Genomic DNA, 11,698 nt, shown 5'->3' with positions numbered 1-11,698 from the left:
GACGCACACACTTGGCCTATATCGAACCAACTCCAACAAGGTGGGGTTCCGCTATGGCCAGGTTTCTAACTTACGACCTCAACCCAACGCACTACCCTGACATAATCGCGTTGCTGTTAACATGACATATTGACGTTGCCACGACATTACTTTATTGGGAACGACTCGAAGAAGTGGCGCACGGATATTTCGACTTACGGCAAGGTTAAATATCATGGTGTCTATGAAGGCATCGATCTCGTCTACTACGGCAACCAAGGAAAACTTGAATACGATTTCGTTGTTTCGCCGGGCGCTGATCCTAGCGCTATCAAGATCGCCTTTGAGGGCGCAGATAAAATTGATACAGACCGTGAGGGTAATCTTGTCTTGAGAGTTGCCGGTGGCGAGGTCAGGATACCCAAGCCGCTCGTCTATCAGGAAGTCGATGGTGTTAGAAAAGAAGTCATTGCCGCCTTTGTCTTCAATCCAAAATCCAAAGTGGTGGGTTTCGAAATTGCCAAGTATGATGGAAGTAAGCCTCTGGTTATCGATCCAGTCTTAGTTTTTTCCACTTACCTCGGTGGCGGAGGAAAAGATTTCAGCAGTGGTATTGCCTTGGACGCAACGGGTAGCATCTGGGTAGCGGGGGCTACGGCGTCCACTAACTTTCCGACGGCAAATTCCGTCCGGTCAGCCTACGGAGGCGGCAATTTAGATGCGTTTTTGACAAAATTTACTCCCGATGGGACTTCCGTACTCTACTCAACGTACATGGGAGGCGGGGAGCAAGACGCAGCTGTATCTCTAGCGGTCGATTGGCTCGGCAATGCCTATCTTATTGGCGATACATCAACTACGAATTTTCCGGTTACGCCAAATGCGTTTCAGACAGCGTATGGAGGCGGTGAACCGGATATGTTTGTAGCGAAGATCGATCCCTCACGGGCGGGTACAGCATCACTGGTCTATTCAACTTTTCTCGGCGGCAGTATCGAAGACCACGGAGCGGGGATAGCTGTAGACTCGTCCGGAAATATCTATGTTTCAGGCAGAAGCAATTCCGGCAACTTTCCTACAACGGCGGGAGCCTTCCGGACCACAATATCCGGACCCGGCAATGCTGATGTCGTGGTGGCCAAAATTGATCCCTCAAGAGCAGGCGTCTCGTCACTCGTCTATTCGACTTACATAGGTGGCAGCGCTGGTGATGCGGGTAATAACATTGCCGTAGACGGTCTTGGAAGCGCCTATGTTACTGGTTCGACGCACTCAACTGACTTCCCCACCGTTAACGCATTTCAGTCCGCTCATGGCGGGGGAGGCACGGATGTATTTGTTGCTAAATTAAATTCCACGGGTTCTGCGCTCTTATATTCGACGTATCTTGGGGGCAGCGGCGATGAAGAAGGCTGGCTCACTTTAGACCTCGCAGGTAATGTCTATCTGGTAGGGAACACCTCGTCGGCCAACTTTCCAACGACTCCCGGCGCTTTTCAAACCATTCGCCGAGGCTCTGTAGATGCTTTCGTAGCTAAAATTGATCCATCACAAACTGGAATCCAATTACTGATTTGGTCCACATATCTAGGGGGAAGCGCTGACGAACCGGAAAACTTTGGTATCGCTGTGGATTCTTCCGGTAACGTTTATGTAACGGGAGGAACGACATCCTCTGATTTCCCAATTGTAAATGGTTTGCAGACGACAAAAAGTGCTAATGAAGACGCATACGTCGCCAAGCTAAATTCCACGGGGTCTTCATTGCTCTTTTCAACATATTTCGGCGGCAATGGCGATGACGGTGGGACGGGAATTGCGGTGGACCCTTCGGGAAACATATACGTCTCAGGTAAGACATCTTCAACTAATTTAATTACGACGCCCGGCGTTTTTCAAGTCAACTATGGCGGCGGCGTAGTTGACGCATTCGTCGTCAAAATAAATTTAATTTCCGTGCTCGCCGACGCAGGAGCCGATCAAACGGTTATTGATGGTGCATTCGTCAGCCTCAATGGTACAGCCAGCACCGGCCAAAACCTAACTTATCAATGGCAACAACTTCCTGGTGGACCGGTTGTTACTTTAAACAACTCGACGAGTGCTACCCCGACATTCACGGCGCCATTACTTCCAGGCGGATTCGGAAGCCAAGTGCTCACGTTCAAACTGACGGTGACGAGTGGAAGTCAATCGAGCGCGGCAGTTGTGAACGTCACAGTCATTAACGTGAATCACGCGCCGGAGGCGCATGTCGGCGCGGATCAAGTGGTCAATGAAGGCAGCTTTGTCTCTCTCGATGGCAGCGCGAGTTTCGATCCCGACAACGATCCGATCGGATACCAGTGGGTGCAAACTTCCGGACAGGCGATAGTTCTGAGCGGCGCTAACACAGCGACGCCGACGTTTAACGCGCCATTCATTGCCGGCGGTTTGGCTGGGCCTCTCTCGCTAACGTTTTCACTGACTGTTTCGGACGGCGCTCTGACTGCGACGACGGAAAGCACGGTTGCAGTCGTAAACGTAAACCACGCGCCGATCGCCGACGCCGGCGCGCCGCAAACCGTGCACAGCGGTCGACTCGTGACGCTGAGCGGCAACAGTAGCTACGATCCCGATAACGATCCGATTGCGTATCAATGGACTCAGGTCAGTGGGCCGGCAGTGACGCTCTCTAACGCGGCAAGCGCATCGCCGTCTTTTACCGCGCCACCAACGAGCGGGACCACAACGCTCAAATTTCGTTTAACCGTGAGTGACTCGTTGCTGTCTAGTAGTCCAGCGAATGTCGAAGTGACGGTGAAAAACGGCCCGCCGCTTTGTAACTTGGCGAGCGCGTCGCCAAATATTCTCTGGCCGCCAAATCATGGGATGATTCCTATTTCCATCCAGGGCGTGACCGATCCAGACGATGGGTCGGTGGCAATTACGATTCAAAGCGTCACTCAGGATGAGCCAGTGAATGGGATCGGCGATGGCGACACGAGTCCTGACGCGGTTATCGTCGGCAGCGCGGTGCTGATTCGCGCCGAGCGATCGGGCGCGGGTAATGGCCGAGTCTATCGAATCAACTTCACCGCCAATGACGGTCAAGGCGGTTCGTGCTCTAGCTTTGTAAAAGTTGCCGTTCCGCACAGCATGAAGCCAGGATCGTCGGCTGTCGATGACGGCCAGCTTTACAACTCGACGCTGCCGTAACAATTCGAAACAGAAGAGTGGTCACGTGAACGTGTCCGCGTTTCAGCTTACGGTGAGCGACACAGTGGCGGTGTTAAAAGGCAAGACGAACAGCGGCGTGTCAATCAAGGGAACTGATACGATCCGGGTGGTGCCGTAGAAGACGCGGCGCGAGTTGAGTAACGGAATGCGTAGCCTGGCTGAAGTGAAGCGCAATCTGTGAAAACATCCCGGATTTCGCTTCGGCTTCATCCAGGGTATTACTTGCTAAGCGCGAGCAAACTATTTCTTACTTTCAATGTCACGAAGGCATTGTTCCAAGGCTTTCCTGACACGTAATCGACCCGCGGATTTTTTGAGGCGCTCAAAATCAATTCGTGGCTTTCCAACCGTCAATAGTTGTTCCACATCGAGCAAGTCTTGCGGTCCACCGGCGTCGAGTTTCATGACGATGAGATCCTCAGGATGTAAGACCGGAATTTTGCTGCCGTCGATGTCAATATCGATCGCTCGTTGAAGTGCTTCCTGCTGCCAACGTTTGTGCGCCCACAAAATATCCGCTCCTAAGCTACCCATGGCTGCAGGCAACTCGATTTTCAGGAGTAGTGGAATGGGGTCGTCGTAGTCGCCGACGCGCCAATCGGCGCGACAGTTCTGACGCTCGACAAACTTCGTCATTTTGTCTCGAAGCTTAAGGTCTCGTATCGGACTTGGATCGCTATCGGCTAGAAAGTCGATATCTTGGGTCGTGCGCATGACACCCCAGGTCGACACTGCCAGACCACCCAAGAGCGCAAAGCGAAATTGGGCATTCAAGTCGGCAGCCGCCGTCGCTAACAATCGGTTCAGTTCGCGCAGCGCAGGCGCTAAACGCGCGTCCATCAGATTGCCTTCCGTCCGGCTTCTCGCAGTGCATAACAAAGGTCCGCAAGCTCAAGCGCCAGCTTGAGATTTTCGCTTGGTGTTCCTGGCAACAATGGCCGCGATTTCACCCGCGACGGACGGCGCCGTTGGCGCTGGCGTAAGGAGAGATCAGCGGTCGAGCGCTTTGATTTTGACTTTGGCGCAGACATCTTAAATACAAAATATCAGACGCGTCCCAGATTTTCTAGAAGAACTCTTTTGCTCCGCTCGCGTTGCAAGCCGCGCTGATCCGTGGAAGATTGGCGCGGAAAGAAAATCATGCCGGTCAAAATCCTCGACAACATCACCGTCATCGAATGCGCGACCTATGTCACCGGGCCTTACGCGACGGCGTTGCTCGCCGATCTGGGCGCGCGGGTAATTAAGATCGAGTCGGCACCGGATGGCGATCCGTATCGTTACTTCGCGCCGGACCCGGCGTTCAGTTTCAACTTCGCGCATCTCAATCGCAATAAAGAAAGTTTAGTCCTCGATCTCAAAGCGACCAAGGGCAAGGAGATTTGTCTCGAGCTGCTCAAAAAGGCCGATGTCTTCGTGGAAAACTTTCGTCCGGGCACGGCGGATCGTCTGGGCATCGGCAGTGAAACGCTGAAACAGCTCAATCAAAAACTAATTTACTGTTCGATCTCCGCCTTCGGCCAAACCGGGCCCTACGCTGAGAAGCCCGGCTTCGATACTCTGGGCCAAGCGATGAGCGGGTTACTGAGTTTGCTCAGCGATCCCAACGATCCCAAAGTCATGGGCATGGCGTTGTCTGATTACGTCACAGGACTTTCCGCCGCTTACGGCATTCTCGCGGCGTTGTTGGCGCGGGCGAATTCCGGCGTCGGCTGCCGAGTGGAAACGTCGCTGTTGCAAGCGACGCTGTCGTTTATCGGTGAGACCGCCGCCGGCTTCCTGCGCACGGGCAACGTGCCGAACCGCATGGCGCGGGTGAAGAACGCCCACGCCTTCGCGTTGGTTTGCCAAGACGGCAAGCCGTTGGCGATTCACTGTTCGGTGCCGGAGAAATTTTGGTTGGCGTTACTCAAAGCCACAGAGCGCATGGACATCGCCGCCGACGAGCGATTCAAGACTCGCGATGACAGGCGGCAGAATTACCAGGCGCTGGAACAAGCTCTGGCGCCGACGTTTAAAGCCAAGACGCGCGGTGAATGGCTGAAGATTCTCGACGCCCATGACGTGCCGGCGGTGCCCCTCTATGACGTTGCCGAAGTGCTCGACGATCCGCAGGTGCGCCATCTCGATCTCATCGAAGAATTGGAACATCCCAAAGCGGGAAAGCTCAAGTTCGTCGGCGGACCGGTGCGCTTTGACAATCTCGCCAAACAAACTTCCACGCCGCCGCCGCTGGTCGGCGAACAGAGCGCTAAAGTCCTCGCCGAATTGGGTTACAACGATGACGCTTTCATCGCGCTGCAAGCGCAAGGCGTTACTCAAGGTGGGCGCTGATTTCCATTCGTGAGCGAAAATGTCTAGGATGAAATCGATTCGTTACATCGCCGCGCTGGTTTTTTTACTGACGTTGGGGCCGGCGCGGCACGCGCTCTCCGCTCAACCGTCGCCGGGCAGCACGCCGGAAATCTTCAAGCAGTTTTCCGAGCATGTAGTAAAGATCGAAGTGGTCGAGACCGGTTCGGCGGCCAAGGCTTCGCTGGGCACGGGTTTTTTCGCCGACGGGCGCGGCCGCATCGTGACCAACTATCATGTCATTTCAAAACTGGTTCACTCTCCCGAGCGCTATCGACTCGAGATCACCGATGTCGCGGGCCAAACCGGCGCGGCGACGATTCTCGGCGTCGATGTAGTATATGACTTAGCCGTGCTGCGCTCGGAGCGCCGGCCGAAGAGCTTTCTCGCGTTGGATTCCAAAGCGGTGGAGCAGGGGACGCGGCTCTATTCTCTCGGCCATCCGCGCGATCTCGGCTTGACCATCGTCGAAGGCACGCATAACGGTCTGCTCAAACATACGCTCTACCCGAAGATTCATTTTACCGGTTCGCTCAATCCCGGCATGAGCGGCGGGCCGACGCTTACTCAATCGGGAAAAGTCGTCGGCATCAACGTCGCCACCGAAGGCAATCAGATCAGTTTTCTCGTGCCCGCCGAACGCGCGGCGATCTTGCTCGAACGCACGGCCAAGACCGACAATCCGGCGCCGGCGAGTTTTCTCACCGAAGTCGGGCAGCAGATTCTCGCCAATCAGACGCGCTATCTCGCCGGCATGTTCGAAGCGAGTTCGGCGCGGGTGGCGCTCGGCCCCTACGATTTGCCGACCAAGCCGGCGGAATTTTTTCACTGCTGGGCCGACGCGGTGCGGCGCAAGGAGCTGCCCTATGTGTCGGTCAGTCATGATTGTTCGACCGACGATTATATTTTCGTGTCGAGCGAACAGTCCTCGGGCATCGTTCGCTTCTTTCATCAACTATTGTCCACAGACGAACTCAATCCGCTGCGCTTTTTCACGCTTTACGCCGGTCAATTTCAAGCCGGCAATGCGGCGATGTTCGGCAACGAAGAAGAAGTCACGCCATTTCGCTGCCAGACGCGCAACGTCATCGGCAACGGCGGCAAGCTCAAAACCGTGCTGTGCGCGCGCCAATATCTCAAACTGCCGGGTTTGTATGACGCCATCTTCAAAGCCGCGCCGCTCGGTTCGCGCAACGCCGGCCTGGTGACGACGCTGAGTTTGTCCGGCGTGAGCTTCGACAATGTGCAAGGGATCAGCCGGCGCTATCTGGAGAACATCAAGTGGCGCCGTTAGGTTACATTGAAACTCTCGACGCCAAAGGGCAGGTGATCGAGCGCCACGGCATTGAAGCCTGGCCGCTCAACATCGGCCGTGCTTATAGCAATCAGATTATTCTCAACGACGCTTTTGTTTGTCCGATGCATTTGGCACTGGCGCTGAACGAGCAGGGAAAATTGCTGGCGCGCGATCTCGATAGCGTTAACGGCTTGCACGACAATGCCGATGCGCGGATTTCAACGCTAGAGCTGCAATCGGGAACTCAGTTCCGCATCGGCCATACAACTCTACGCTATTGCAGTATCGATCATCCGCTGGCGCCGACGGCGCTCGATGGTCGTGAAAAAGTGTCGCGCTTGGTTTCGCCGTACGCTGCCATCGCGGTCGGGTTGTTGGCTCTTGTCATGTTCGGTCTGGAATCTTTCATGTCCAGCGTAGCGCGGGTGAAAGCGATCAATATCATCAGCGAACCTCTGCCGATGATCGGCACGCTGCTCGGTTGGGCCGGGTTGTGGGCGTTGGCGAGCCGGATCGTGGTCAGCCGTTTTCATTTTCCCCAGCATGTGACCATCGCCGGCAGCGCTGTGATCGGCTTCACGTTGCTCAGCCTATGGGCCGAATGGTTGGAATTTTTCTTTCCCGCGCTGCCGGTGCTTTGGTCGGCGGCGCTGTTCGGTTCTGGATTGATCCTTGCCGCTTTGGTCTACGGCCATCTCGGTTTCGCTTCACCTCTGCGCCGGCGCTCGCGCCTGTGGACGGCGTTGATCATTAGCGGCTTGATGATCGGCATGAACGGGCTCAACGATTACGCCGCGCGCAGCAAGTTTTCCACGGTGATGGACTACAATGGCATTCTCAAACCGGTGGACGCGGGATGGGTGCCGGCAGTTTCTTTAGAGCAATTTTTTACCAACAGCCAGAAATTGAAAACCGAGTTGGACAACCTGGCGCGCAAAGCGAAGGCGACGCCGTAGGCGTGCGTACGAGAGGGCCGGTCGCGGCCGGCCCCTACGATTGGAACAAATTCATCTAAGATCATTTGCTGGCGCGGTTTGACTTGACCGGTACCTATCGATAATTTACCCGAGATCTGCTTCGCTCAAGGTTTAAGTGACGGAAGGGACGGCAAAATGATTTTCGACGTTGAGATAAATTCCGCCGCCCATTATCCGGCGCAGGAGGTGCCGGGGTTGATCGAGGTGGCGGAGCAAGCCGGCTTCGGCGCGTTTTGGAAAGGCGAATCGAACAGCACGGATCCATTTGTCATGCTGTCGGCGGTGGCGAGCCGGACCAAGAAAATTAAATTGGGCACGGCGATCTATCATATCTACGGCCGCAGTCCGGTGACCCTCGGCATTCAATCAGCGACGCTGCAAGATTTATCCGGTGGCCGCTTGCTGCTCGGACTCGGCGTCGCCAACAAGGCGATCGCCGGTTGGCATGGCGGCGTGTTCGACCGGCCATTGAAGCGCGCGCACGAATATATCGACGTCACGCGCAAAGTCGCCCGCGGCGAGCGCGTCGAATACGAGGGCGAGATTTACAATACCGGCAAACGCTTTCAGCTTTCCTGGAAACCGAGTTTTCCCGACGTGCCGGTTTACTTGGCGGGGTTAGGGCCGCAGATGACCAAACTGGTTGGCAAGATCGCCGACGGCATCGTCATCAATATGGCGACGCCGGCCAAAGTCAAAGAGATCGTCGCCCGCGTCCACGAAGGCGCGCGCGAAGCCGGCCGCGATCCGAGCAAGATCGAGATCATCGCTAAGTCGCGGGTCTCATTGAACCCCGACAAGAATCTTGCCCGCGCCAAGCTGCGCCAGGTGCTGACCTTCTATAACATCGCCGATCATTACAGCGACATGCTGCGCGGCATGGGCTTCGACAAAGAAGTGAGCGCGATCCACGAAGCGTTTCAAAAGGGCGGCTTCAAAGCGGCGATGGGCGCGTTGACCGACGAGTATATGGATAAACTGCCCGTCGTGCCGGCCAGCGATGTGCGCGAGATCAAAGAGAAGATGAAAGCCTTCGAAGAGGTCGGCGTGACCCGCATGGTGATTCCCTACGTGCCGGTGACCGAACCGGTAGTGGAAGACGCGCGGAGATTTTTCGAGGCGTGGGGGAACAGCTAGGCAATTTCAAATTACAGATTCCAAATTCAAAATTGACGAGACCTGAAGAGAGATTTTCTAATGTGTGATTTTGCTGCAGATGGGAAGGCCGCCGAGGAGTTGATGTTGGGGCGGACGTTGTCCGTGGCGCGGGCGCGGGAGCTCAACGCCAAGGATTATTTTTATCAGATGCTCAAAGACAACCCGGAGATGTTGAAAATCTATCCGGGCATCGAGAACGAACTGCTCGACGGCGCCATCGACTGCCATATTCATGCTTATCCCGATTTCGTGCACCGTTCCCAGGACATGATTCAGATCGCCATCGAAGCGTCCAAGTGCGGCATGCGCGCCATCGCTTTCAAAGATCACGGGAACACCAGCGCGACCTCGGCTTATTTAACTCAGCGCCATATCGACGACATGATCGCCCGCGGCGAACTCACCCATCGCGTCGAAGTCTAAGGCGGCGTCGGCATGTGTTTAGGCATGCGTCCCGAATACGTCCGCGTCGGTCTGCAATATCCCAATTTCAAGATGATCTGGTTCCCGTCGTTCACTTCCTACGGTTTCTGGCGCAGCGCCGGCTATCCGGACCACGAAGGTGTACGGCTGTGCAGCGAAGACGGCAAAGTCCTGCCGGAAGTTAAGCAGATCATGGAAATGGCGGCGGAGAAAAATGTCGGCATCGGCTTCGGCCACACCGACTTCGAAGAGTTGCTGCCGTTGGCCAAGCTCGCTAAAGAGATCGGCAATCGCGCGACGCTGGATCATCCGCTGCTGGAATTAAATAAATTGCTGCTCGACGAGATGAAGCAGCTGCGCGACTTGGGCGTTTACGTCGGCACTTACTGCCAGCCGATGATCCCGAGCTTGTACCAACCCGTTGCCGATCCGATGGAAACCATCAAGACCATCAAAGAAATCGGCCCCGACCGCTGCATCATCGGCAGCGACTTCGGCCAGGTGCTGCACATGGACGCCATCGACGGCATGCGCGTGTTCCTGCGCGCGCTGCTCGGCTTCGGCATCAAGCCGGAAGAAGTGAAGTTGATGCTGAAGGATAATCCGGCGAAGCTGATGTTTTTGGATGAGTAGCGGAAGGCAATAGGCATCAGGCAATAGGCAATTGTAGGGGCGCAGCATGCTGCGGCCCTTTTTGTTAGAACTAAACTTCCCTCTAGTTAGCTGTAAATACTACGTTGAAAAGCGAAAATCCGGGAGGTCCCAATGAGCAACGCACTGCGTCTTTCAGAAAAATGGTTCAAGCGCGGACTTTGGTTGGTCGCCTTGGTTTTCGCCGGCTTTCTCATTGGACTGGGCGGCGCGGTTGTCGGCGATCTGCCCAAGGTCGAACAGGTTAAAACTCTCGACGATTTCATTGAAAAGTCGGAAGGCCAGCGGCTGCGCAAGACCGCTGAGCAAGCGGAACTGGCGGCGCGTGAGGCGCGCGCTGCCCTCGATCAAGAGCAACTGAAACATCAAGTTGCTGAATCCGACGGGCGCAGTGCGCGCGGGACTTTTAACAATTGGTTGGCGACCCGACGCGCCACCGGCAAAGCTGAACAGGATACGGAACTGGTTCAGCGCACCGCTCAGCTCGATCGCCTTGCCAAGCTTGAGCGCGACGCATTGGCGGAAATTCAAAAACAACAGCAAGCGGCGCTCGACGCGAACCAAGCGGCAGCCCGGGCACAAAGAGACTTATCAAAGCTGCAGGAGCAAGCGCGTGACGCATTTCAAAAGGCCCAGCGGGCGCAGGAGCTGCGGGTGTTTTTCTATCGCTTGCTCTTGACGTTGCCGCTGTTGGCGATCGCACTTTGGCTGTTCATGAAAAAGCGCGGCAGTTCTTATTGGCCGTTTGTTTGGGGTTTTGTTCTTTTCGCGGTGTTTACTTTTTTTGTCGAGCTTGTGCCTTACCTGCCGAGCTACGGGGGCTATGTCCGTTACAGCGTCGGCATCCTGCTGACTGTTCTCATCGGCCGACAAGCGATCATCGCTTTGAATGGCTATCTTGAGGAACAAAAGAAAGCCGAGTCTCTTCCCGATGCCCGGCGCCGACAAGCGCTTGCCTATGATGTTGCCCTGGCACGGCTCGCGAAGAGCGTCTGCCCAGGATGCGAACGGACGGTGGACCTCAAGAACGAGAAAGTCGATTTCTGTGCGCACTGCAGCATCGGCCTCTTCGATCGCTGTGGGAAGTGTGAAGCTAGAAAAAACTCCTTCTCCCCATTCTGCCACGTCTGCGGCACGCCCGCGGGCGCAAGCGAAGCGGCGGTGTCAGCGCCCTCCTGACGGCGGCGGAGTGCCAGGCGAAAATTGGCCCGGCTGCCATGGCTTACGCGGACGATCAGCCGATGCCAAAATCCAAGCGATGAGCAACGATCCAGCAAACTAAAAAATTACCGTTTTGCGAGAATCTCTCTAATAAATTTCCACTCGGCGACTTTGGTTTCGCTAATCTCTTCTTTCACTTTGAGCTGTTCCCGCGCCAGGCGGATCTCGTTGTCCAAACTGATCTTCGCGACCAGGCCGTCCTCGTTCAGAGACTTGAGCGCGAATAGATAGATTCTCTCTACATAATCGCCGCTGATTTTGAGGTAGTCGCGCATGTCAATGGCGGAGAGAAAATGTGCCAGATAGCGGCGCAATAGTGTACCAGTCAGGTTAAGAGAAAAGGGCTTTGAAGCCCCTGGGGTTTATTGTTGAGCTGGCACGTCGATTTAGATTTTGGTGTTGGGTTCTCCTTCGGTTGGCA

The 11,698-nt window shown here is 55.4% G+C and carries 10 protein-coding genes; 8 read left to right on the top strand and 2 right to left on the bottom strand.

Going from position 1 to position 11,698, the window contains the following annotated elements:
- Positions 1 to 135 precede the first annotated feature (135 nt).
- Entirely contained in the window at positions 136 to 3,177 is a 3,042-nt protein-coding gene (locus EXR70_22950) for a hypothetical protein (protein ID MSP41355.1), read from the top strand.
- Between the two features lie 261 nt (positions 3,178 to 3,438).
- Here EXR70_22950 and EXR70_22945 read toward each other — a convergent pair whose 3' ends face one another.
- A complete protein-coding gene (locus tag EXR70_22945) occupies positions 3,439 to 4,038 on the bottom strand; it encodes a hypothetical protein (GenBank protein MSP41354.1) in 600 nt (199 codons plus the stop codon).
- Positions 4,039 to 4,338: 300 nt separating this feature from the next.
- Between EXR70_22945 and EXR70_22940 the strand changes: the two genes are divergently transcribed.
- From EXR70_22940 to EXR70_22910, 7 genes are all read left to right on the top strand, one after another.
- Positions 4,339 to 5,532, top strand: a complete 1,194-nt coding sequence (locus tag EXR70_22940; GenBank protein MSP41353.1) for a CoA transferase — start codon at positions 4,339 to 4,341, stop codon at positions 5,530 to 5,532.
- Positions 5,533 to 5,551: 19 nt separating this feature from the next.
- Positions 5,552 to 6,844, top strand: coding sequence for a serine protease (locus EXR70_22935; GenBank protein ID MSP41352.1), 1,293 nt, complete (start codon positions 5,552 to 5,554; stop codon positions 6,842 to 6,844).
- Positions 6,832 to 7,803, top strand: a complete 972-nt coding sequence (locus tag EXR70_22930; protein MSP41351.1) for an FHA domain-containing protein — start codon at positions 6,832 to 6,834, stop codon at positions 7,801 to 7,803. The genes EXR70_22935 and EXR70_22930 overlap by 13 nt, the downstream gene beginning before the upstream one ends.
- Before the next feature lie 156 nt (positions 7,804 to 7,959).
- The gene (locus tag EXR70_22925; GenBank protein MSP41350.1) at positions 7,960 to 8,961 is read left to right on the top strand and encodes an LLM class flavin-dependent oxidoreductase; all 1,002 of its coding nucleotides are present in this window, start codon (positions 7,960 to 7,962) and stop codon (positions 8,959 to 8,961) included.
- A gap of 60 nt (positions 8,962 to 9,021) precedes the next feature.
- Entirely contained in the window at positions 9,022 to 9,405 is a 384-nt protein-coding gene (locus EXR70_22920; GenBank protein ID MSP41349.1) for a hypothetical protein, read from the top strand.
- 12 nt (positions 9,406 to 9,417) lie between these two features.
- The gene (locus EXR70_22915) at positions 9,418 to 10,038 is read left to right on the top strand and encodes a hypothetical protein (GenBank protein MSP41348.1); all 621 of its coding nucleotides are present in this window, start codon (positions 9,418 to 9,420) and stop codon (positions 10,036 to 10,038) included.
- 132 nt (positions 10,039 to 10,170) lie between these two features.
- A complete protein-coding gene (locus EXR70_22910; protein ID MSP41347.1) occupies positions 10,171 to 11,235 on the top strand; it encodes a serine endopeptidase in 1,065 nt (354 codons plus the stop codon).
- A 107-nt stretch (positions 11,236 to 11,342) separates the two neighbouring features.
- Here EXR70_22910 and EXR70_22905 read toward each other — a convergent pair whose 3' ends face one another.
- Positions 11,343 to 11,591, bottom strand: a complete 249-nt coding sequence (locus EXR70_22905) for a hypothetical protein (GenBank protein MSP41346.1) — start codon at positions 11,589 to 11,591, stop codon at positions 11,343 to 11,345.
- Positions 11,592 to 11,698: the final 107 nt, after the last annotated feature.

It is taken from the genome of Deltaproteobacteria bacterium, from assembly GCA_009692615.1.
Lineage (GTDB): Bacteria > Desulfobacterota > Binatia > UBA9968 > UBA9968 > DP-20.
Note: the sequence above shows the minus strand (reverse complement) of the source record. Positions and strands in the feature narration are given on the sequence as shown.

What these genes read in the sequence shown, in the direction of transcription:
- EXR70_22945 (MSP41354.1), bottom strand. Translation starts at nt 4,038, where the DNA reads ATGGACGCGCGTTTAGCGCCTGCGCTGCGCGAACTGAACCGATTGTTA.
- EXR70_22940 (MSP41353.1), top strand. Translation starts at nt 4,339, where the DNA reads ATGCCGGTCAAAATCCTCGACAACATCACCGTCATCGAATGCGCGACC.
- EXR70_22935 (MSP41352.1), top strand. Translation starts at nt 5,552, where the DNA reads ATGTCTAGGATGAAATCGATTCGTTACATCGCCGCGCTGGTTTTTTTA.
- EXR70_22925 (MSP41350.1), top strand. Translation starts at nt 7,960, where the DNA reads ATGATTTTCGACGTTGAGATAAATTCCGCCGCCCATTATCCGGCGCAG.
- EXR70_22920 (MSP41349.1), top strand. Translation starts at nt 9,022, where the DNA reads ATGTGTGATTTTGCTGCAGATGGGAAGGCCGCCGAGGAGTTGATGTTG.
- EXR70_22915 (MSP41348.1), top strand. Translation starts at nt 9,418, where the DNA reads ATGTGTTTAGGCATGCGTCCCGAATACGTCCGCGTCGGTCTGCAATAT.
- EXR70_22910 (MSP41347.1), top strand. Translation starts at nt 10,171, where the DNA reads ATGAGCAACGCACTGCGTCTTTCAGAAAAATGGTTCAAGCGCGGACTT.